This window comes from Streptomyces sp. NPDC042002, from assembly GCF_055588305.1.
This window is the reverse complement of sequence record NZ_JBVJCT010000019.1, coordinates 25321-46531: the sequence shown is the minus strand read 5'-3', so window position 1 is coordinate 46531 and position 21211 is coordinate 25321. Positions and strand designations below refer to the sequence as shown.

Annotated in this window: 18 protein-coding genes; 4 read left to right on the top strand and 14 right to left on the bottom strand. The window is 72.3% G+C overall.

Going from position 1 to position 21211, the window contains the following annotated elements; all coding sequences use genetic code 11:
* Positions 1-124 precede the first annotated feature (124 nt).
* A complete protein-coding gene (locus ACZ6KY_RS25745) occupies positions 125-979 on the top strand; it encodes a diacylglycerol kinase family protein (RefSeq protein ID WP_469312647.1) in 855 nt (284 codons plus the stop codon).
* A gap of 409 nt (positions 980-1388) precedes the next feature.
* Here the strand turns inward: ACZ6KY_RS25745 and ACZ6KY_RS25740 are convergent, their stop codons facing one another.
* Complete coding sequence (locus tag ACZ6KY_RS25740) at positions 1389-1886, bottom strand: GbsR/MarR family transcriptional regulator (RefSeq protein ID WP_469312646.1); 498 nt, start codon at positions 1884-1886, stop codon at positions 1389-1391.
* Between the two features lie 103 nt (positions 1887-1989).
* Here ACZ6KY_RS25740 and ACZ6KY_RS25735 point away from each other — a divergent pair, with 103 nt between their 5' ends.
* A complete protein-coding gene (locus ACZ6KY_RS25735) occupies positions 1990-3006 on the top strand; it encodes an ABC transporter ATP-binding protein (RefSeq protein WP_469312645.1) in 1017 nt (338 codons plus the stop codon).
* On the top strand, positions 3003-4625 hold the full coding sequence (locus ACZ6KY_RS25730; RefSeq protein WP_469312644.1) for an ABC transporter permease: 1623 nt from the start codon (positions 3003-3005) through the stop codon (positions 4623-4625). The genes ACZ6KY_RS25735 and ACZ6KY_RS25730 overlap by 4 nt, the downstream gene beginning before the upstream one ends.
* A 192-nt stretch (positions 4626-4817) precedes the next feature.
* On the opposite strand, the gene ACZ6KY_RS25725 is transcribed toward ACZ6KY_RS25730, so the two are convergent.
* From ACZ6KY_RS25725 to ACZ6KY_RS25675, 11 genes are all read right to left on the bottom strand, one after another.
* On the bottom strand, positions 4818-6038 hold the full coding sequence (locus ACZ6KY_RS25725) for a cytochrome P450 (protein WP_469312643.1): 1221 nt from the start codon (positions 6036-6038) through the stop codon (positions 4818-4820).
* A 130-nt stretch (positions 6039-6168) separates the two neighbouring features.
* Positions 6169-6852, bottom strand: a complete 684-nt coding sequence (locus tag ACZ6KY_RS25720; RefSeq protein ID WP_469312642.1) for a response regulator — start codon at positions 6850-6852, stop codon at positions 6169-6171.
* Positions 6849-8210 carry a sensor histidine kinase gene (locus tag ACZ6KY_RS25715; protein ID WP_469312641.1) on the bottom strand — a complete coding sequence of 454 codons (1362 nt, stop codon included), beginning with the start codon at positions 8208-8210 and terminating at the stop codon, positions 6849-6851. Before ACZ6KY_RS25715 ends, ACZ6KY_RS25720 begins: the two co-directional genes overlap by 4 nt.
* A 295-nt stretch (positions 8211-8505) precedes the next feature.
* Complete coding sequence (locus tag ACZ6KY_RS25710; RefSeq protein WP_469312640.1) at positions 8506-9186, bottom strand: response regulator; 681 nt, start codon at positions 9184-9186, stop codon at positions 8506-8508.
* Positions 9183-10619, bottom strand: coding sequence for a sensor histidine kinase (locus ACZ6KY_RS25705; protein WP_469312743.1), 1437 nt, complete (start codon positions 10617-10619; stop codon positions 9183-9185). The genes ACZ6KY_RS25710 and ACZ6KY_RS25705 overlap by 4 nt, the downstream gene beginning before the upstream one ends.
* 271 nt (positions 10620-10890) lie before the next feature.
* Entirely contained in the window at positions 10891-12105 is a 1215-nt protein-coding gene (locus tag ACZ6KY_RS25700) for an acyltransferase family protein (protein WP_469312742.1), read from the bottom strand.
* A gap of 19 nt (positions 12106-12124) precedes the next feature.
* Complete coding sequence (locus ACZ6KY_RS25695; protein WP_469312741.1) at positions 12125-13063, bottom strand: alpha/beta hydrolase; 939 nt, start codon at positions 13061-13063, stop codon at positions 12125-12127.
* A gap of 479 nt (positions 13064-13542) precedes the next feature.
* Positions 13543-14625, bottom strand: a complete 1083-nt coding sequence (locus ACZ6KY_RS25690) for an alpha/beta hydrolase family protein (protein ID WP_469312639.1) — start codon at positions 14623-14625, stop codon at positions 13543-13545.
* Between the two features lie 334 nt (positions 14626-14959).
* Entirely contained in the window at positions 14960-16162 is a 1203-nt protein-coding gene (gene kynU / locus ACZ6KY_RS25685; RefSeq protein ID WP_469312638.1) for a kynureninase, read from the bottom strand.
* A 4-nt stretch (positions 16163-16166) separates the two neighbouring features.
* Positions 16167-17012 carry a tryptophan 2,3-dioxygenase family protein gene (locus ACZ6KY_RS25680; protein WP_469312637.1) on the bottom strand — a complete coding sequence of 282 codons (846 nt, stop codon included), beginning with the start codon at positions 17010-17012 and terminating at the stop codon, positions 16167-16169.
* A gap of 165 nt (positions 17013-17177) precedes the next feature.
* On the bottom strand, positions 17178-17591 hold the full coding sequence (locus ACZ6KY_RS25675; RefSeq protein ID WP_401328587.1) for a DUF3151 domain-containing protein: 414 nt from the start codon (positions 17589-17591) through the stop codon (positions 17178-17180).
* A 127-nt stretch (positions 17592-17718) separates the two neighbouring features.
* Here ACZ6KY_RS25675 and ACZ6KY_RS25670 point away from each other — a divergent pair, with 127 nt between their 5' ends.
* Entirely contained in the window at positions 17719-18297 is a 579-nt protein-coding gene (locus tag ACZ6KY_RS25670) for a hypothetical protein (RefSeq protein WP_469312636.1), read from the top strand.
* Here ACZ6KY_RS25670 and ACZ6KY_RS25665 read toward each other — a convergent pair.
* Positions 18266-19876, bottom strand: coding sequence for an MFS transporter (locus ACZ6KY_RS25665; protein ID WP_469312635.1), 1611 nt, complete (start codon positions 19874-19876; stop codon positions 18266-18268). The two genes, ACZ6KY_RS25670 and ACZ6KY_RS25665, sit on opposite strands and share 32 nt — an antisense overlap.
* 159 nt (positions 19877-20035) lie before the next feature.
* Positions 20036-21058: a class II fructose-bisphosphate aldolase gene (gene fbaA / locus ACZ6KY_RS25660; RefSeq protein WP_469312634.1), complete on the bottom strand. Its 1023-nt coding sequence runs from the start codon at positions 21056-21058 to the stop codon at positions 20036-20038.
* Positions 21059-21211: the final 153 nt, after the last annotated feature.

The window sequence follows — 21211 nt, the reverse complement described above, 5'->3', positions numbered from 1 at the left end:
GCCGGCGACCACCTTTGGCCGCGACCGTCGGACCGGATGCCCCGGAATAGACGAAGCCCCTGGCGCAAAAACGCAAGGGGCTCTTGCACAAAGATGCTACCCGAGGAAGCGAGGCAGGACCGAGGTGGCGGCTTCCGACCAGCTCCTGGTGGTCATCGACCCGGTCGCCCGACGGACGGACGGCGAGTCTGTACGGATCGCGAAAGACGTGCTCAGCGCGGGTGCGGCGACGAAAGTGTGCCTCCCGGACGGGCCCGAGGAATTCGCTCGGGCGCTGATCCGCCGGGGTGCGCGCCGACCCGTCGTCATCGGTGACGACGGGGCCCTTTTGCGGGCGGTGTCCCTGTTGCACCGGCAGCGGGAACTCGCCGCGTGCGCGCTGTCCTTCGTGCCCGTGGGCGGTGTGCTGTCGCTGTCCCGTTCGCTCGGGGTGCCGATGGGGGCCGTCGCGGCGGCCAGGGCGGTCCTCGACGGGGCCGAGCGACGGCTCGACCTGCTCGTGGACGACAGTGACGGCGTGGTGCTCGGCGCGCTGCGCATCCCCTCGCTGCCCTCCCGGGCGCCCGCTCCGGTGCCCGCGGGAGTCCCCGGGGAGGACGGCGCGCATCTCTGGCTGCGCACCTGCCAGTCCCTGGTGCGGACCCTCGCCTCCCGGCCGTCCCGGCTCGCCTCCGCACCCGGACCCGGGCCCTCGCGGCTGCGGATCGAGGTCGACGGGGTGTGCGTGGTGGATCTGGACCAGCCCGTGGAAGCCGTGTCCGTGACGCCCGGAGAATCCGGCACCGGAGCCGAGATCGAGGTCCGCCCGGTGTCCGTGGGGGTCGCGGCCTCGCCCCTGCGACTGCTGGGCCACAAGGTCACCGTCTCCGGCGCCGACTTCCGCTACCGCGCGGACTCCGTGGTGAGCGGCCCGGTCCGGACCCGGACCTGGACGGTACGAGAATCGGCCTGGGGCCTGACCCTGCCGGCCACACACTGACGGGAGGAGTCGGCCCACCCCGGGAGGGCCGATCGCCGGTCCGCCCTGGGAGGGCTGGATGCCGGTCCATCCCGAGAGGGCCGGTTACCGGTCCATCCTGGCGGGACGTGCCCTGTCACGGGCGGGAGGGGGCCGATCCAACCTGACGGACGGGGCGGGGTGCTGGTCCCCGGGAGGGGGGCGGAGCGCCGATCCGCCCCGACAGGACGGAACCCGGTCTACCTGGACAGGACAGGGGCCGGTCCACCCGGACGGGGCGGGGACCAGTCCACCCGGACGGGACGGAGTGCCGGTCCGCCCGGACAGGACGGAAACCGGTCCACCCTGCCGGGACGGGGGAAGATCCACCCTGCCGGGACGGCGCCGGTCCACCCTGCCGGGACGGGACCGGGGTGCCCGGTCCCGCTCGTCAGCCGTCTCGGTACAGCGTCTCGCGGTGGGCGCGCCAGCGTTCCATCATCGCCGCGACCTCACCGTCGATGAACTCGAAGAACGCGAGGGTCTCGGAGAGCCTGCGCCCGGCGGGGGTCGCGGAACCGAGGGAGTCGACGCCGACGCGCAGGGCCAGTTCCCAGCGCTTGAGCACCGCGTCGCGGTTGGTCAGCGCCTCGTACCACTGGTTGCTGTGCACGCGGTACCGCTCGCGCCGCGAGCCGGGTTCACGCTCGCGCGAGACCATGTGCTGCTGCGCGAGATAGCGCACCGCGCCGGAGACGGCGGCGGGGCTGACCTGCAACTGCTCGCCGAGTCCGGCGGAGGTCATGGCACCGGAGTCGGAGGCCAGCAGCGCCGCGAAGACCCGGGCGGGCATCCGCTGCATCCCGGCCTCGACGAGCTGCGCCGCGAAGCCCTCGACGAACTTCGAGACCGCCTCCGGATCCCGCTCAGCCGTAGTCGGTTCAGCCATCTGTCGATCATCTCCCCTGCTCACGCATCGCCATCGAGTGTATCCAGGATTTATACGTTTCCTTAACTTCACAAATTTCTGAAAGAAGCGTACGTTCTGGACCATGACGAAGGCAATCAGCGTCGCCGGACTGCACAAGTCGTTCGGCAGGACGCACGCGCTGGACGGCCTCGACCTGGAGGTCGAGGCCGGTGAGGTGCACGGCTTCCTCGGTCCCAACGGCTCCGGGAAGTCCACCACCATCCGGGTCCTGCTGGGCCTGCTGCGCGCCGACTCGGGCGCGGCACGGATGCTGGGCATGGACCCCTGGGCCGACGCGGTGGAACTGCACCGCCGGGTCGCCTACGTCCCCGGCGACGTGACCCTGTGGCGCAACCTCTCCGGCGGCGAGGTCATCGACCTCTACGGGCGGCTGCACAGCGGGGGCCGCGCCCGGCGCGGCGGGCAGGACGGCGGACGGACCGGCGGCCTCGACCCGGCCCGGCGCGCGGACCTGGTCGAGCGCTTCGAACTCGACCCCACCAAGAAGGGGCGCACCTACTCGAAGGGCAACCGCCAGAAGGTCGCCCTCGTCGCCGCCTTCGCCTCGGACGTCGACGTGCTCATCCTGGACGAGCCCACCTCGGGCCTCGACCCGCTGATGGAAGAGGTCTTCCAGCGGTGCGTCCGGGAGGAACGCGACCGGGGCCGCACCATCCTGCTGTCCTCGCACATCCTGAGCGAGGTCGAGGAACTCTGCGACCGCGTCAGCATCATCCGCAAGGGCCGGACCGTCGAGAGCGGCTCCCTCGCCGACCTGCGCCACCTCACCCGCACCAGCGTCACCGCCGAACTCACCGGCCCGCCGAACGCACTGGCGTCCCTGCCCGGTGTCCACGAACTCGTCGTCGAGGACCTCGACGTCCACGACACCGGGGTCCGGCCGGACGGGGTCCGACACCGGGTCCGGCTGCACGTCGACACCGACAAACTGAACGCCGTCCTGCGGTCGTTGACCGACTCGGGCGTACGGTCCCTGACCTCGACCCCGCCGACCCTGGAGGAGCTGTTCCTGCGGCACTACCAGGAGGACGCGAAGGATGTCCGGGCGGACGGATCCGAAGAGGCGATGGCCCGATGACCGCCACGACCGCCTCGACCCCCGGCACCTTCGCCGCACGCGTCGGCGGCTCCCGCCCGCTGGCCGGCACCGGAACCCTGCTCAGGTTCGCGCTGCGCCGCGACCGCGTGACGATGCCGCTGTGGATCGGCGTGAACGCTCTGCTGGTGCTCTCCCTGCCGGCCTCGCTGAAGACCGTCTACAGCACCCCGGCCGAACGTGCCACCCTGGCCCGGCAGATGCTCACCAACAGCTCCCTGCGCGCCACCTACGGGCCGGTGTTCAGCGACTCGCTCGGCGGACTCACCGCCTGGCGCATCGGCGGCTACGCCGGAGTCCTCGCCGCCATCATGAGCCTGATCATCGTCGTACGGCACACTCGGGACGAGGAGGAGAGCGGACGGCAGGAACTCATCTCGGCCGCGATGGTCGGCCGGCGGGCCCCGCTGACCGCCGCGCTGCTCGCGGCCCTCGTCGCCAACGGTGTCCTCGCCCTGATCATCACGGGCGGCCTCGCCGGACAGGGCGGCTCCGGAGCCCTGGCGCTCGGACTCGCGATCGGCGCGACCGGGATGGTCTTCGCGACCATGGCCGCGATCGTCGCCCAGCTGACGGAGAGCGCCCGGCTCGCCAAGGGACTGACGGGCGGGCTGATCGGCGCCGCCTTCGTCCTCAGAGCGGCGGGCGACTCGGCGACCGACGACGGCTCGTCGGTGCTGACCTGGCTCTCCCCGGTGGGCTGGCTGGAGAACGTCCGCGCCTTCGCCGACGAACGCTGGTGGGTCCTGCCGCTGTTCGCCGCCGCCGTCGCCGCACAGGGCGCCGCCGCCTACACGCTCGCCGGGCGACGCGATGTCGGCATGAGCTTCCTGCCCACCCGGCCGGGGCCCGCGACCGGCCGCCTCGGCACCGCCGGAGCGCTGGCCTGGCGGCTGCAACGCGGAGCCGTACTCGGCTGGAGCCTCGGCTTCCTCGCCGCGGGCGCCGCGTTCGGCGGGATCACGAAGGGGGCCGCGGACCTGGTCGGCGGCAACGCCAAGACCCGCGAGATCATCGAGCGGATGGGCGGACAGGCCGGGATCACCGACGCGTTCCTCGCCGCCATGGTGAACATGCTGGGCATGGTCGCCGCCCTCTACATCGTCTCCTCCGTGCTCCGGCTGCACGGCGAGGAGACCTCGCAGCGCGCCGAACCCCTGCTCGCCGCCGCCGTCGGCCGGCTGCGCTGGGCCGGCGGACACCTCGTCCTCGCCTTCGGCGGCGCGGTCCTCATCATGCTGCTCGGCGGACTCGGCCTCGCTCTCGGCTACGGCTCCGCACTCGGCGCCGTCCTCGGCGCCTGCCTGGTCCAGGTCCCGGCGATCTGGACCCTGGGCGGCGTCGCCGTCCTGCTCTACGGCCTCTCGCCCCGGCTTGCCCCCGGCGCCTGGGCCGCGGCGGGCCTCGCCCTCCTCCTCGGCTGGATCGGCCCCGCCCTGAACATCCCCCAGGCCGTCATGGACCTCTCCCCCTTCGGCCACCTCCCGAAGCTGCCGGGCGGCGCCATGGCCTGGACACCGGTCCTCGTCCTGACCGGGATCGCGGCGGCCCTGACCGCAGCAGGACTGACGTCCCTGCGCCACCGCGACCTGACGACCTGACGACCTGCCGACCTGAGGGGCGATGCTTGGGACTACGTGAGCGGCTACGCGGCCTGACGGTGTGCTGACGGGATGCGGGCGAGGCGGCCTGACGGTGTGACAGGCCGCCCCACCCGGCCGATCCAGCCGGGGAGGAGGCGCGGCACGGCGACAAAAGAGGCCGCGCCGCCGGGCAGGGGATGGCGATGTCGGTCAGACCTCGACCGGCAGGCCCTCCAGTCCGCGGATCACGAAGTTCGGTCTGCGGACCGGCTCCTCGGTGAGCCTGAGAGCCGGGGCCCTGCTCAGGAGTGCGCTCATGGAGGCCGCCAGTTCGAGCCGGGCCAGCGGAGCGCCTATGCAGTAGTGGATACCCGCGCTGAAGGAGATGTGCGGGTTCTCCGCCCGGGACAGGTCCAACGTCTCCGGGTCCGCGAACACCTCGGCGTCACGGTTCGCGGAACCGAAGAGCATCGCGATCTCCGCACCCCGCGGAACCGTCGTACCGCCGATCTCGATGTCGTCCAGCACCCAACGCTCGAACAACTGGAGCGGGGTGTCGTAGCGCATCAACTCCTCCACCGCCGTGGGGATCAATGTGTGGTCCGCCCGCAGCGCCGCCAACTGCCCGGGATGCCGGAACAGGGTCCACCAGCCGGTCACCGTCGAGTTGACCGTCGCCTCGTGCCCCGCGTTCAGCAGCAGCACACAGGTGGAGATCATCTCCTGCTCGGTGAGCCGGTCGCCCTCGTCGTGCGCCGCGATGAGCCCCGAGATCAGATCGTCCGCCGGTTCCTTGCGGCGGGCCTCGATCAGCCCCCGCAGGTACTCGGTGAACTCCTCCGACGCCCGCACCGCCTTCCGCGCCACCTCCTCGGACGGGTTCAGCTCGTACATCCCGCAGATGTCCGCCGACCAGGGCCGCAACGGCGCCCGTTCGGACTCCGGGACACCCAGCATCTCCGCGATCACCGACACCGGCAGCGGCTCCGCCACGTCGGTCAGCAGATCCCCGCCGCCCGCCTCCACCAGCCGGCCGACCAGCTCACCGGCCAGCCCCTCCACATACGGCTTCAGCCGCTCCACCGTGCGCGGTGTGAACGCCTTCGACACCAGCCGCCGGATCCGCGTGTGGTCCGGAGGCTCCAGATCGAGCATCCCGTGATCGTTGAGCACGTGGAACGGCTCGTGCTCCGGGGGCGGCGCCGTCCGCCCGAAGTCCTCGTGCGTGAACCGATGCTGGTACGTCCGGCCCAGCCGGCGGTCTCGCAGCAGCGCCGACACGTCCGCGTGGTGCGGCACCAGCCACTGGTTCGTCGGCTCGTAGTAGTGCACCCGACCCCGCGCACGCAGTTCCTCGTACGCCGGGTACGGGTCCGCCACGAACGCCGGATCCCACGGGTCGAAGGCCCGCGAACTCTCCAAAGCTGCCATGAACGGACGCTAGCCCGACCCACCCCCCGCTGACCAGGGCCGTCCTGAACAGCGGGCCGCCGCCCCCCTCCCGGTCATCCCTTTGCAGCCGACTCCCGCGAGTCGCCCCGTGCAACCAGCCGTGCCACGGTCATCTGGGGGTGACCAGGCGTGCCTCGTACGCGAACACCGCCGCCTGCGTCCGGTCCCGCAGGCCCAGTTTCACCAGGATGCGGCTCACATGGGTCTTGATCGTCGACTCCGCGACGACGAGCCGTCCGGCTATCTCCGCGTTCGACAGCCCCTGCGCGATCAGCACCAGCACCTCCGTCTCCCGGTCGGTCAGATCCCCGTACGCCGCGTGCGCCGTCGCCGACAGCCTGGGCGCGTCCGCGAGCTTGGAGAACTCCGTGATCAGCCGCCTGGTGACCGAGGGGGCGAGCAGCGCCTCCCCGGCCGACACCACCCTCACCCCGTCGGCGAGCTGGCGGGCCGAGGCGTCCTTGAGGAGGAAGCCGGACGCCCCCGCCCGCAGCGCCTGATACACGTACTCGTCGAGATCGAACGTCGTCAGTACCAGCACCTTCGCGGCGCCGTCCGCGGCGACGATCTCCCGGGTCGCGTCGATCCCGTTCATCTCCGGCATGCGGATGTCCATCAGCACGACGTCCGGTTGCAGCTCCCGGACGCGCTCGACCGCCTCCCGCCCGTTCACCGCCTCGCCGACCACCTCGATGTCCGGCATCGCGCCGAGCAGTACGGAGAAGCCCTCGCGGACCATCATCTGGTCGTCGGCGATCAGTACGCGGATCGCACGGCTCGTGCCGCCGGTCATCCGGTCTCCTCCCCCGAGGGCACCGGCAGGAACACCGCCACCTCGTACCCTCCGTCGTCCATGACGCCCGTCGTCATCTCTCCGTCCAGCATCGTGACCCGCTCGCGCATGCCCGTGATGCCGTGCCCCGCGCCGTGCGTGGACTTCTCCAGGGTCGTCACCGGCGCGGGGCCGTTGACTATGCGCAGGCCGAGGCCGCCGAGGACATAACCGATCTCGACGCGGGCCGACGCGCCCGGCGCGTGTCGCAGGGTGTTGCTGAGTGCCTCCTGGACTATCCGGTACGCCGACAGCTCGACGCCCTGCGGAAGCTCGCGCACCGCGCCGGTGACCGCCTTCTCCACGGTCAGACCCGCGTCCCGCACGTTGGCGAGGAGCGCGTCCAGATCCGCGAGGGTGGGCTGCGGAGCGTCCGGGGCCTCGTAGTCCTCGGCCCTGACCACGCCCAGCACCCGGCGCAGCTCGGTCAGCGCCGCCACCGCGTTCTCCCGGATCGTGACGAAGGCCTGCTCCAGCTCCGGGGGCGGATTCTCCACCCGGTAGGGCGCCGCCTCCGCCTGGATGGCGACCACCGACATGTGGTGCGCGACCACGTCGTGCAGCTCACGGGCGATCGTCGTGCGCTCTTCCAGCAGCGTGCGCCTGGAACGCTCCTGCGCGGTCTCCGACTGGTGGGCCGTCACTTCCTGCTTGGCCTCCCTGCGTATGTTCAGGACCGTGACGACCAGGAGGACCAACGCGGAGAGGAACAGCAGCGGAAACGTGTCGACGCTGTAGTAGCCCCCGCCGAAGAGAGTGTCCGCGAGCAGGCCGTACACGGCGGTCAGCAGCCACATCCAGGCCGCGACGCGGGGGCGTGACCGCAGCGCCACGACCGTCATCACGATGATGTGCGCCATGAAGGCGCCGGGCGCCCACGGCCAGTCGCTCCAGCCACTGTCGAAAACGGCGACGACCGGAGCCGCCACGATCGAGAGCCAGAAGGCGCCGACCGGGCGAACGAGCGTCGCCAGGACGGGGAGCAGGGCGAGGAGCCCGCACAGCAGGGGGACGAACGGGCCGCGGCCGGGGCCGCCGGCCGCCGTGTAGCCCATGGCCATCGCCAGCAGGCCGGCCGCCGCCACCGTCCCGTGCGGGATCCAGGCCGCCTTTGCCCGCAGGGTTCCGGGGAGGCGGCGGGTGAGGGCGCCGTCCGTGCGTCTGCGGGGGAGCGGGCGGTAGGCGAAGGCGTCATGGAACATGTCCTGCCGCAGGCCGCGCACGGCGTCCGCGGCGAGGCGGTACTCCGGGCTGCGGGGCTTGGCCCCGGCACCGCCGGGAGGCGGGGGTGTCGTCTGCGTCTGGGTCGTCTCGGTCACGTTCAAAACGGTAGGCCCAGGTGGGGCGTGGGGTCGTCACCTGCGAGGAGGGTCCTTGAGGGTCCGTCTCAGGTACTACGGGTAGGGGCCAGGTGTGGACCCGAGGGCGGGGTGCGGACTCGGGGACTGCCGGGGCGCTCTCGCTCGCGTTCGGTGCCGGGTGCGTGGTGGGCCGGGCTCTTCCTGCCTGGCGCCGTTCCTGCGGGGTGTCGTTTCAGGCCGCGGGTACGCAGGGGCGGGTGCGCAGGGGCTTGTCTGTCCCCGGGCGGCGGCTTTCCGGGTGGGGGTGTGCGGGTCAGTAGCCCGTGGGGCGGATCAGGCCCGATTCGTAGGCGAAGACCGCTGCTTGGGTGCGGTCGCGCAGGCCCAGTTTGACGAGGATGCGGCCGACGTGGGTTTTCACGGTCTGCTCGGCCACCACCAGACGTTGGGCGATCTCGGCGTTGGAGAGGCCCTGGGCGATGTGGGCCAGGACCTCGGTCTCGCGTTCGGTGAGGTCGCCGATGCGTTGCTTCAGGGGTGCGCGCGGGGTGGAGTCGAGGCGGGAGAACTCGGCGATGAGGCGACGGGTGATGCCGGGGGCGAGGAGGGCGTCGCCGGCCGCGACCACGCGGACCGCTTCCGCGAGTTGATCGGCCGAGGCGTCCTTGAGGAGGAAGCCGGAGGCGCCGGCGCGGAGGGCTTCGTAGACGTACTCGTCGAGGTCGAAGGTGGTGAGCACCAGGACCTTGATGTGCGGGGTGTCGGTGGTGATGCGTCGGGTCGCCTCGATGCCGCCGAGCTCGGGCATGCGGATGTCCATCAGGACGACGTCCGGGGCGAGTTCGGCGACCTTGAGGATCGCGTCGAGTCCGTCGACCGCCTGACCGACCACCTCGATGCCCGGGTGGGTGTTGAGCAGCACGGTGAATCCCTGCCGGACCATCTGCTGGTCGTCGGCGATCAGTACGCGGATGGTGCCGCTCACGGTCGTCATGGCGTCTCTTCTCCTGGGATGCCTGTGAAGGTGTCGTCTGGGAGGCCTGTGAAGGTGTCGTCGGTCCGGGGGGCGCAGTCGGCGGGCGCGGTGCCGTTGCCCGGGAGGAAGGCCGCCACCGCGAAACCGCCGCACGACGTCTCCGAGGTCACGAGGGTGCCACCCAGCATCGCGACCCGCTCCCGCATGCCGAGCAGTCCGTGTCCCGCGCCCGGGGACGGCGGGGCGGGGCGCTCGGGCCGTGAGTTGACGACTCTCACCTGGAGGCCCCGCGGGAAGTGCCAGAGCTCCACCTTGACCGCGGAACCCGGCGCATGGCGCAGGGCGTTGCTCAGCGCCTCCTGGACGATCCGGTACGCCGACAGTTCGACGCCCGGTGCCAGGGGGAGCTGTTCCCCGGTGATCTCCGTGGTCACGTCCAGTCCCGCGGCGCGGGTGTTCTCGACCAGGGCGTCGAGACGGCCCAGCGTGGGCTGCGGGGCGTCCGGAGCCACGCCCGCACCCGCGCCGAGGCCGTACGGGTCCTCCGGGTTCTCCGAACGCAGCACTCCGAGCACCCGGCGCAGCTCGGTCAGCGCCTCCAGGGCGTTCTGCCGGATGCCCTCCAGGTTCTCCTTCAGTTCGTCGGTCGGGTTCTCGACCAGGTGGGGGGCGACCTGCGCCTGAATGGAAATCACCGACATGTGGTGCGCGACCACGTCATGGAGCTCGCGCGCGATACGGCTGCGCTCCTCCAGGACCGTACGGCGGGCGCGCTCCTCCTCGGTCAGGGACGCCTGCTGGACCAGTTGGGTACGGGCCTCGCGGCGACCGCGCAGCGCTGTGCCGAGAAGGACGACGGCGGCGAAGACGACGACCGCCAGCGCTCCCGTCGTGTGGTACGAGGGTCCGGGGAGCATGACCGTCGGCGGGTACGACGGTCCGCCGGCCAGGCCCTGCAACACATAGGTGGCGAGACAGGTCAGGGACAGCGCGCCGACAGCGACGCGCGCGGGCAGCCGCAGGGCGAGCAGGAAGAACACGAAGGCCTGCGCCGTCATCGCGGACGTGCTCCATGGCCAGTCCGGTCCCGGTACCGGTCCCGGGATGGCCGCCACCATGTCCGAGTGGGCAGCGGCGGCGGCGACCACGGTGACGCCAAGCGACAGCCACCAGGCCGGCACGGGACGCCACAGCGCGAGCACGACCGCCGCGCCCAGCGCGAGGCCGCTCACCGTGCCCAGCGGGAAACCCAGTCGATAGCCGTCGCTCAGTTCGTCCATGGCCGCCAGCCCGAGTCCGAGGGCGATCAGGCACACCACGACATGCGGCAGGCGGCGCAGCCAACGGGGCCGGGACAGCGGCGGCAGCGGCGCGGCCGCCGGCACCGCGAGCTCGGCCAGGATCCCGCGCAGAAACGGGAACGGGGCCTGGGCCAGTGTCCGTACGCGGATGCCTCTGGGGGAACGGGGGCCACGACTGGCGGGCACGGTGGTGGGGTCACCGCGGAAGGGTGCGGCAGTGGGATCACCGCCGATGGATGCGCTGCTGGGTGCGGCGGCGAGGACGGGCGCGGCGGCTGAGGTCTCGGACACGGGGACGGCGGCTGAGGTCTCGGGCGCGGTGGTGGGGGCGGAGGTTCCGGGCGGGCGTGAGGCGGCGTCAGGGAGCTTGGCGGGCTCGCTGTTCGGGGGCCGGTGGTCCTCGCTGGTCACGCCGTCAACCCTAGGCACGAGGCGCCGCCTCGGGGGTGGCCGGGCCAAAACCGCGGTGGACCCGGTGGACGCGGACGACTCGGGACGGACGGCCGGTCGGGCGGCGGGGTCCCCGTTCGTACGAACTGAAGGCGCACCAGCACAGGGTGAGGGCACAGACGAAGACGGGCAGCCAGGCGATTCTCGCGGCCACCCAGGCCAGGGAGTCGGGGGTGGTGTGCAGGCCGGGGAGCCGGCCCGCGAGCAGGCCGAGGGCGGTCACCGCCATCAGGGACGTCTGGTGCCAGAGGAATATCGTCATCGCGGAGAGGTTGGCGAAGGCCGTGCCCGCCCAGACCGCGGGGTGCCGCATCGCTCGGCGCAACGGCTCGCGCAGCAGCAGGGCGAGTCCGCACTGGGCCAGGCCGAAGGTGACCGCGGCCAGAGTCGGCGGGTTCAGGTTGGAGACGGCGGCCCCCGGTATGCCGACCATGGACGCCGGATAACCGGCCCATGTCACCAGCACCGCCGTCACCACCGCGCCGCCGCCGAACAACACCCATCCCGCGCGCGCCCGCTCCAACTCACCGCGTGTCCAGGCGGCGCCCAGGGCGTACGGCACCAGCCAGCCGGCCGCGAGATTCACCCAGCCGAGCCACGCCGGGCCGCCGAAGCCGAAGCGGATGACGTCCACGTGGAGGACGACGGCCAGCGGCCACAGCGGGTTGAGGCGGGTCAGCAGCGGTGTCGCCGCGGTCAGTCCGGCGAAGACCACCAGGAACCAGAGCGGGGACAGTGCCAGCTTCACGAGTGTGTGCACCGTGCCGAGGTCCGCACCGGACGCGACCAGACAGGCCGTCGCCACCGCCCAGAGCGCCAGCACCGCCGCAACCGGCCTCAGGAGGCGGCCCATCCGGACGCGGAGCCACTGCCCGTACGTCGTACCGCTTGCCTGCGCCGACGCGTAGCTCTTCGTCGCCACATGGCCGCCCACCAGGAAGAACACGGCGAGCGTCTGGAAGACCCAGGAGATCGGGGTCAGCCAGGGCATGTGCTGCAACGGGCTCGCCGTGTGCAGCGCGCCGCCGTCCGCGACCAGCGCGGTCACCAGCCAGTGGCCCAGGACGACGCCCAGGATCGCGAGGGCGCGCAGGGCGTCGACGGCGCGGTCCCGCTCGACGGGGGTGGCGCGCTCGATGCGGCGGATCGCGGTCCGTACGCCGGTCAGTGCGGTCGTGCCGGTCAGATCGGTCGTGCCGGTCAGGTCACGCACGGGTCACCTCCGAGGTGTCGCCGAGGACGATGCGGGTGAGGTTGGCCAGGGACACCGAGCCCGGTGCGAAGTAGTCGCTGTGGCCGCCGTCGCCCGCCTGGAAGACCCGGGCGCCGAAGGACCGGGACACCGGGTCGGTTCCGAAGCCGACGGTCGTGCCGAAGAGGCCGAGGCTCGCGTGCGGGACGTGCGCGATCCAGTCGGCGGAGCCGCGGGCGGCCCAGACGCGGGCCGAGGTACGCAGCGCGGCGGCGGAGGACACTCCGGTGCCCGGACTGCCGACCAGGACGATGTCGCTCACGTCCAGGCCCGGGGCGGCGCGGCCGCAGACCACCGTGCCGTACGAGTGGCACAGCAGGGACAGGTGCGCCGACCGGCCGACGACGCCGCGCAGTTGGCGCAGGAAGGCCCGCAGAACGGGGGCCGCCCGCTCCGCGCGGTCCGTCGTGAGGACCGTCGTGCTCACGGTGCCCGGAGCCTCGTACCCGAGCCACGCGAGGACGGCACCGCGCGGGCCGAGTCGGTCGTGCAGGGCGATTGCGCCGGCACGGAAACGGTCGTACGTCTCCAGCGTGGTGTCCGAACCCGGGACCAGGACGGCCACGCGGTCGGCGTGTGCGAGGTCGCCGAAGACCTCGACGGCCCGGCCGGGTCCCCGTCCGTCGAAGGAGAGGAAACGGCGGGAGGGGGCGGCCATGGCGCGGTCGGCCCCGGCCCGGGTGCGGTCGCCGTGGTCCGCGGCCATCCGGGCCGCCTCCGCGGCGTCGGCCCGGTTCGCCTCGTACGCCTTCTCCAGGGTCGACGCGGTCAGCGGGGCGAGGACCGCGGGTGCCGGCGCCGGGATCTCCGGCCGGGCGGCCGCGGACACGGGGACGACGACGGCTGCCGTGACGAGCGTGGCGAGCAGCGCCCGGCACAGCCGCCGGACGATCCGGCCTCCGGCGCGGCGGGGCGGGGGTTCCGCGGGGTGGCCCGGATCCCCGGCGAAATGGCGAGCAGGATTGGTTAAGGGGCTCGGGTCGTGGCTCGGGTCCCCGGCGAGGCGGCGCTGGGGATCCGTGGGGCGACTCGGGTCCCCGGTGGGGTGGCGAGCCGTTTCGGTGAGGCGGCGAGGGGGTTCGGGGGTCGGGGGTGGTGCGCTCGGCCTGGCCCCTGGCGGGTCCGAGCGGGCGTCCGCTCTCCCTCTGGTGGTCGGTTGCGCCCGGAATTCCATAGTGTCCGTCCCTCCCCGTCCGCCCGTTCATCGGGCGTCACTGGAAGGGAAATTACGGATCGTCACCTGTCGTCCGCGTCCCGCTGCGGACCTCATCTGGAAGGTAGCTCTCAGGTACTACGGGTATGACCGGGCTTCGGGCAGGGGCAGCCCCCGGCACTCCGAGCAGTCGCCCGGGGAACCGGGTGGTTACCCGTCTACCAGGCCAGCTGAGCGATCTCCTCGGCCACCACGGCGCAGGCGTCGGCGGCCGGGTCGATCAGGGGAAAGTGGCCTACGTCATCCAGAAGGGTAAGACCGACCACCTCACCCGCCTTGGCGGCCGCGTCCGCGTACGACTCGGCGACCGCCTGCGGCACGACGACGTCGGTACGGCCCTGGACGAGGGTGGTCGCGATACCGGTCGGAAGCAGACGCACCGGGTCGGCGTACGGCAGGCGTTCCGCGAACGCGGCTTCTCCGCCCAGGAGTTGACGGGACGCCCCGCCGCAGACATCGAGCTCCTCCGCGACCTGGAAGTCCGCGATGGGGGCGAGGGCGACGACGCCGCGCAGGGATGCGGGGCGGTCGATGCGCCAGGGCGCGTCGGCGGGCAGGAGGTGCCGCGCCGCGGCCCACAGGGCGAGGTGACCGCCCGCCGAGTGGCCGGTGATCACCATGCGCTGGGGATCGGCCTGCGGGAGGGCCTCGCGTACGAGCGCGGGCAGTGCGTCGAGTGCGGCCGCCACGTCGTCGAAGGTGTCGGGCCACCGGCCGGCGACCGGAGCGCCGGTGTCGGTGTCGGTGTCACCGGATCCATCCCCGTCGCCGGATCCGGCGGTCGCGGAAGTGGCCGCGCTCTCCGGTCCGGGGGCCGCGGGACCGGCCTGCGCGGGGATCACGGGCCCGGCCGGAGCCGGTGACGTCTCCTCGCCGCGGCGGTACTCGACGTTCGCCACGGCGAATCCGCGGCGGGTCAGGAAGTCCGCGAACGGGGTGATGTGACGGCGGTCGTACGGGGCACGCCAGGCGCCGCCGTGCAGAACGACCACGAGAGGGGTGAGGACATCCGGGTCGGGCTCGCGCGGGGCGTAGAAGTCGATCACCTGGTCGGGGTGGTCGCCGTACGCCATGGTGACGTCGGGATCCACGGCCGGGTGCGAGAAGGCGGACGCCTCCTCCGCGGCGTCGCGCGCGACGGCGGCCTCGCGCGCCGCGTCGGCGCGGCTCTGTGCCCTGGCGTCGGCGCGGTGCTCTGCCGTGGCGTCGGCGTCGTCCCGGGATGCGGCATCGTCCTGCATGCTCCGACCTCTCAGCGGTGAAACGGATGTGGCGGCCGGACATCCGGGGCCACCGGCGGACCCCGGCGACCGCCGGGCGAGCCGGGTACCCGGCAGTGCCGGGCCGGCCAGGTACCGGCAGCGCCGGGCGGGGCAAGAGGAGTTTCGCCCCTCCGCCCCTGCCCTCCCCGAGATCTCGGCTTCGCTCGACCAGGGGCCCCATCATCCCCGGGACCCCATCATCCCGAGGGCTCCGCCCCAGACCCCGCTCCTCAAACGCCGAAGCGCCGGAAGGGCTGAATTCCGCTCCCTGAGCCCGAGGGCCTGACGGTCGCGCCCGATGGTCGCGCCCTCGCTAGTCCAGTACCCCCGCCAGTACCCGTGCCGCCCTCTCCGTGTCCGCGAAGCCGACGTACAGAGGGGTGAAGCCGAAGCGGAGGATGTCCGGGTGGCGGAAGTCGCCCACGACGCCCTGGTCGATCAGGCGCTTCATCACGGCGCCCGCGTCCGCGCAGCGCAGGGCCACCTGGCTGCCCCGTTCCGCGTGGGCGGACGGGGTCACGGACTCGACCCGGCCCTCGGGGACGTACGCGGAGACGCACTCCAGGAAGAAGTCGGTCAGGGCGAGCGACTTGGCGCGGACGCTGTCGATCGAGACGCCCTCCCAGACCTCCAGCGCCGCTTCCAGGGCCAGCATCGAGAGGATGTCCGGCGTGCCGACCCGCCCGCGCAGGGCACCCGGTGCCGGGGCGTACGACGGGCTCATGCCGAAGGGGTCCGCGTGCGAGTTCCAGCCGGGGAGCGGGGAGTCGAAGCGGTCCTGGAGGCCGGCGCGGACGTAGAGGTACGCGGGCGAACCCGGGCCGCCGTTCAGGTACTTGTAGGTGCAGCCGACCGCCAGGTCCACCCCGTGCTCGTCAAGCCCGACCGGCAGGGCGCCCGCGGAATGGCACAGGTCCCACACCGACAGGGCGCCCGCCGCGTGGATCGCGGAGGTCAGGGACGCGAGGTCGTAGCGCCGGCCCGTGCGGTAGTCGACGTGGTTGAGAAGCACCGCCGCCGTACGGGAGTTGAGCGCCGAGGGCACCTCGTCGGGATCGACCGGACGCAGCTCGCAGCCCGTCATGCGGGCCGCCGACGCGGCGATGTACCCGTCCGTCGGGAACGTCGTCGCGTCGACCAGGATCTCGTCGCGCCCCTCGCCCGCCAGCCGTACGGCGCCCACCAGCGCCTTGAACACGTTCACGCTGGTCGAGTCGCCGACCACGATCTGACCCGGCGCCGCGCCGACCAGCGGGGCGATCCGGTCGCCGATCCGCTCGGGCGCGGTCCACCACCCGCTCTCCTCCCAGGAGCGGATGCGGAGTTCGCCCCACTGCCTGCGGACGACGTCCTCGACCCGGCCGGGGACCCCGGCCGACAGCGCGCCGAGCGAGTTCCCGTCCAGGTACACCACGTCGTCGAGCACGAACTGCTCGCGCACTCCGGCGAGTTCGTCGGCCGCGTCCAGTTCCGCCGCCCGCGCGCCCAGCGCGGACGCAGGGGCTCGCTCAGACACTCGCTCAGACATGGGACCTCGCCGTCCACAGCTCGGGGAACACGTTCTTCTGCGCGCGCTTCTCCAGCCAGGCAACCCCGGCGGAGCCGCCCGTGCCGGTCTTCGAGCCCATCGCCCGCCGGGTGGCGACGAGATGGTCGTTGCGCCAGCGCCACACCAGCTCGGCGACGTCGGTCAGTGCCTCGCCGAGACGCGCGAGCTCGTCGCTGTCGTCACCGGCGTACAGGGCAGCCCACGCGGCCTCCACCTCGGGCGCGGGCTCGTAACGGCGCGACACGTCACGCTCCAGCACCGCGGCCGGGATCGCGTGCCCGCGCCGCGCGAGCAGCCGCAGCACCTCGTCGTACAGGCTCGGCTCGTGCAGCGCCTTCTCCAGCTCGGCGTACACCCGCGTCGCGCCCCGGTGCGGGACGAGCATGGACGCGGACTTCTCGCCGAGCAGGAACTCCATGCGCCGGTACATCGCCGACTGGAAGCCGGAACCCTCGCCGAGGGCCGAGCGGTAGGAGTTGAACTGCGCGGGGGTGAGCTGTCCGAGCGGACGCCAGGAGGCGTTGAGCGCCTCCAGCTCCCGTACGGACCGCTTCAGGGCGGCCACCGCGACGGGGACGTCGTCGGCGCGCAGCGCCTTGGCCGCCGTCTCCCACTCGTGGACGATGACCGTGAACCACAGCTCCATGACCTGGGTCGTCACGAGGAAGACCATCTCTCCGGGGTCGTCGGAGAGGGTGTGCTGGAGGTGGGTGAGCACGTCCGCCTGTACGTAGTCCTCGTACGGCGTCGTGCCCTGGAAGTCGAGATGCGGAGTCTCGGGCTCCTGAGCCTGCGTGGGCTGAGCCTGGTGGGACATCGCTGTCTCCTGCAATGTGCTCCGGGTAGCGGTCCGCCCCTGCCGTTACCGACACGGGGGCCCCGGTCCCCATCGGGCATCCTCCACAATCGTCCCCCGAAACCGCAAGGTCCGCCTGGTCACACCAGGCGGACCCGCGTCAGAGCCCCCGCAGGGCGGCCGGTGCTAGCCCAGGGTCTGGGCCGCCGTCGGCGAGGAGTCCTTCAGGAACTGGCTGCAGCGCTCGTACTCCTCCTGCTCGCCGATCGCCTGCGCGGCGCGGGCGAGGGCGTGCAGGGCGCGCAGGAAGCCGCGGTTCGGCTCGTGCTCCCAGGGCACCGGGCCGTGTCCCTTCCAGCCGCTGCGGCGCAGGGCGTCCAGGCCACGGTGGTAGCCCGTACGGGCGTAGGCGTACGACTCCACTACACCGCCGCGCTCGAACGCGTCGTCGGCGAGCTGCGCCCAGGCGAGCGAGGAGGTGGGGTACTTGGCGGCGACATCGGCGGGGGCCGTGCCGTTCGCGAGGAGCTCGCGCGGCTCCGGGTCGTCCGGGAGATGGGTCGGGAGCGGTCCCCCGAGGAGGTTCTCGTGAATCGTCATGGGTTCCAGTCTGCTGCATCGTCCATGATCGGTAACGGTTGCCCACGGCGCTCAGGGAACGATCCGTTCCGCGGTGACACCGCGATCAGCGTCTGTCGAACGTGTTCACGCCAACGCGGGAATCATCATGGCCGTACCGACCGCTGCCCGGATCCGCGGAGGTGGCGCCCCGGCCGCCCTCTCCGCCGCCCTTCTGCCCGCGACGACCGCCTGCGGACCGGGGGACGACACCGCCGCCGGTACCTCCTCCCCGCCGGCCACCGCCTCCCCAGCCGCGACCGCGGCCCCGCCCGCCGGCGGCGAGCCGACGGCCGCCGCGCCGAAGATCTCCGCCGCCTCCCCCACGGCCTCCTCCGACGGCCCCGCCTGCATGGGCTGGTCCGGCGTCGACGTCACGCTGCTGCCCGGCACGCGCGTCGCGAAGGACGGCTCGTACATCAAGGTCCAGGAGGGCTCCTGGACCTGCCCGCGGCCCGACGCCCCCGTGTGGCACGCGATCGGCCCGCGGCACGAGATACGGCTCTCCGCGACGGCACGGCTCTCCGTGAACGAACCGTTCCACGACACCGACGTGAACAAGCCGATCGACGTCCGCGCCTTCCTCGCCGAGGCCGACGCCTCGGCCCGGGCGAGCCGGATGTACTTCGCCTACCGGATCGACGCCTCCGGCACGATCACGAGGCTGGACCAGCGCTGGAAGGCGTAGAACCCGAAGAGCCCGGAGGGCCGGGGGAGCCCGGGGCCGCGAGGACGCCACGGGATCGTTCCGGCTCCAGCGGGGGCGCCGTCAGCGAGCCGTGCGTGTGGCACTCGGGGCGGAGGCAGCCGGGCGCCGGGCGGCGTACGGTCGTGAAGGCCAGCACCGCGCCGACCACCAGCACGCCCGCGCACAGCGGCATCGCCCGCCGGAAGGCGGCGTCGAAGGCCTCCGCCGAGCGGTACGCCTCCTCTCCCATCCCGGTGAGCAGCGGCAGCGCGGCCACGGCGAGGAGCCCGGCCACGCGGGCCGCCGCGTTGTTGATCCCGCTGGCCAGGCCCGCCCGCCCGACGTCCACGGAGGCCAGGACGGTCGCGGTCAGCGGCGCGACCAGGGTCACCATGCCGAGGCCCATCACCAGCAGCGCGGGCAGTACGTCGGACACGTACGACGCGTTCTCGCCGACCCGCAGCATCAGCAGCATGCCCGCCGCGCACAGCAGCGGCCCGACGGTCAGCGGGATGCGCGGGCCGATGCGCTGGGAGAGTTCGCCGGAGCGGGCCGAGAAGAGCAGCATCAGGACCGTGGTCGGCAGCAGGGCCGTACCGGCCTGGAGCGCGGAGTAGCCCGCCACGACCTGGAGCTGGAGCGCGGTCAGGAAGAAGAAGCCGCCGAAGGCCGCGTAGACGCACAGGGTCACCAGGTTGACGGCCGTGAACTGGCGCGAGGCGAAGATGTCCAGCGGCATCATCGGATCGGACCGCCGCTTCTCGACGTACACGAACGCCACCCCCGCCGCCACGCCTCCGACCGCCGCCACCCACACGAGCGGGGAACCGCTCCTGGCCTCGATCAGGGCGTACGTCACCAGGGCGAGGGAGAGCGCGCCGAGGACGGCGCCGAGGACGTCGAAGCCGCGGTGGGGCTTGCCTCCCCCGCTCTCGGCTCCGGTCGCGCGGGAGGTGCCGCCGGTCGACTCCGGAACGTGCAGCAGGGCGATCGGGGCGCACACCAGCGCCACGGGGATGTTCAGCAGGAAGACCCAGCGCCAGCCTGGCCCGTCCACCAGCCAGCCGCCCAGGAACGGCCCGACGGCGGCCCCGACACCCCCGAAGCCCGACCACAGGCCGATGGCCCGGGCCCGGTCGTCCGGGTGGAAGGAGGCCTGGATGATCGCCAGCGAGCCGGGGGTGAGCAGCGCCCCGCCGACGCCCTGGAGGACGCGGGCGGCGATGAGCACGCCCACGTCGGGCGCGAGCCCGCACATCAGCGAGGCGACGGCGAACCACACCACGCCGATGACGAAGATCTTCCGGCGCCCGAAGCGGTCACCGAGCGAGCCACCGAGCAGGATCAGTCCGGCCAGCGACAGCATGTAGCCGTTCACGGTCCACTGGAGGGCGGCGAGGCTCGCGTTCAGGTCGCGGCCGATGGTCGGCAGAGCCACATTGACGACGGTCGAGTCCAGCAGGGCCATGCTGGAGCCGAGGACGGTGGTCAGCAGGATCCACTTCCCCGCCGGGGAGGCGATCCGTACCGCGGGTCTGCCGTCCGATACGTCCGATGCGTCCCTCGCAGGCACAGCCATACCTCGGAGCATACGGAAGGGCCCGGCACCGTGGCAGGTGCCGGGCCCTTCCGGAGGTACCACTGCCGGAGAGGTACTACTACCGGAGGTACGACCACGTCAGGACCGGCCGAGGACCTCCGAGGGACTGCCAGAGGCCTACGGGCGGACCACCGGGGACTACTTGAGGCGGGTGCCCGTGGAGCGCAGGGCGGCGCAGGCCTCGGTCACACGCTGGGCCATGCCGGCCTCGGCGAGCTTGCCCCAGGTGCGCGGGTCGTACTTCGACTTGGTGCCGACCTCGCCGTCGACCTTCAGGACAGCGTCGTAGTTGCGGAACATGTGGTCCACGACCGGACGGGTGAAGGCGTACTGGGTGTCGGTGTCGAGGTTCATCTTCACGACGCCGTTCTCCAGCGCGGTGGCGATCTCCTCGGCGGTGGAGCCGGAGCCGCCGTGGAAGACGAAGTCGAACGGGCTCGCCTTGCCGTACTTGGCGGCGACACCCTCCTGGAGGTCCTTGAGGAGCTCGGGGCGCAGGACGACGTTGCCCGGCTTGTACACACCGTGCACGTTGCCGAACGACGCGGCGAGCAGGTAGCGGCCCTTGTCGCCCAGCCCGAGGGCCTCGGCGGTGCGCAGGGCGTCGTCGACGGTCGTGTACAGCTCGTCGTTGATCTCGTGGCTGACGCCGTCCTCCTCGCCACCGGTCGGGGTGATCTCGACCTCGAGGATGATCTTCGCGGCGACGGCCTTGGCGAGCAGCTCCTGGCCGATGGCCAGGTTGTCGGCGAGGGTCTCCGCGGAGCCGTCCCACATGTGGGACTGGAACAGCGGGTTCTCACCCTTGGCGACACGCGCGGCGGAGATGTCGATCAGCGGACGTACGTAGCCGTCCAGCTTGTCCTTGGGACAGTGGTCCGTGTGCAGCGCGACCGTGATGTCGTACTTCGCGGCGACGATGTGCGCGAACTCGGCGAGCGCGACGGCGCCCGTCACCATGTCCTTCTTGTGCTGACCGCCGAGGAACTCCGCACCACCGGTGGAGATCTGGATGATGCCGTCGCTCTCGGCCTCCGCGAAGCCGCGCAGCGCAGCGTGCAGGGTCTGGGACGAGGTCACGTTGATGGCCGGGTAGGCGAACTTGCCTGCCTTCGCCCGGTCGAGCATCTCGTTGTAGACCTCGGGGGTTGCGATGGGCATCTGTCCGCTCCTTGTATGTGCGGGTCTGCGTACTGCTGCTGCGGTACGACGGGACTGGTGCTTATGGCCCTGACCTAGGGGGGCGACGTCATCGTCGGCCCCATCTTTCCAGACATCGCCGGATGCTCCAGACCCCCATCCGACATGCGGGAC

What these genes read in the sequence shown, in the direction of transcription:
- ACZ6KY_RS25720 (WP_469312642.1), bottom strand. Translation starts at nt 6,852, where the DNA reads ATGACCGGCGGCACGAGCCGTGCGATCCGCGTACTGATCGCCGACGAC.
- ACZ6KY_RS25735 (WP_469312645.1), top strand. Translation starts at nt 1,990, where the DNA reads ATGACGAAGGCAATCAGCGTCGCCGGACTGCACAAGTCGTTCGGCAGG.
- ACZ6KY_RS25665 (WP_469312635.1), bottom strand. Translation starts at nt 19,876, where the DNA reads ATGGCTGTGCCTGCGAGGGACGCATCGGACGTATCGGACGGCAGACCC.
- ACZ6KY_RS25725 (WP_469312643.1), bottom strand. Translation starts at nt 6,038, where the DNA reads ATGGCAGCTTTGGAGAGTTCGCGGGCCTTCGACCCGTGGGATCCGGCG.
- ACZ6KY_RS25670 (WP_469312636.1), top strand. Translation starts at nt 17,719, where the DNA reads ATGGCCGTACCGACCGCTGCCCGGATCCGCGGAGGTGGCGCCCCGGCC.
- ACZ6KY_RS25710 (WP_469312640.1), bottom strand. Translation starts at nt 9,186, where the DNA reads ATGACGACCGTGAGCGGCACCATCCGCGTACTGATCGCCGACGACCAG.
- fbaA (WP_469312634.1), bottom strand. Translation starts at nt 21,058, where the DNA reads ATGCCCATCGCAACCCCCGAGGTCTACAACGAGATGCTCGACCGGGCG.
- ACZ6KY_RS25680 (WP_469312637.1), bottom strand. Translation starts at nt 17,012, where the DNA reads ATGTCCCACCAGGCTCAGCCCACGCAGGCTCAGGAGCCCGAGACTCCG.
- ACZ6KY_RS25690 (WP_469312639.1), bottom strand. Translation starts at nt 14,625, where the DNA reads ATGCAGGACGATGCCGCATCCCGGGACGACGCCGACGCCACGGCAGAG.
- ACZ6KY_RS25675 (WP_401328587.1), bottom strand. Translation starts at nt 17,591, where the DNA reads ATGACGATTCACGAGAACCTCCTCGGGGGACCGCTCCCGACCCATCTC.
- ACZ6KY_RS25740 (WP_469312646.1), bottom strand. Translation starts at nt 1,886, where the DNA reads ATGGCTGAACCGACTACGGCTGAGCGGGATCCGGAGGCGGTCTCGAAG.
- ACZ6KY_RS25730 (WP_469312644.1), top strand. Translation starts at nt 3,003, where the DNA reads ATGACCGCCACGACCGCCTCGACCCCCGGCACCTTCGCCGCACGCGTC.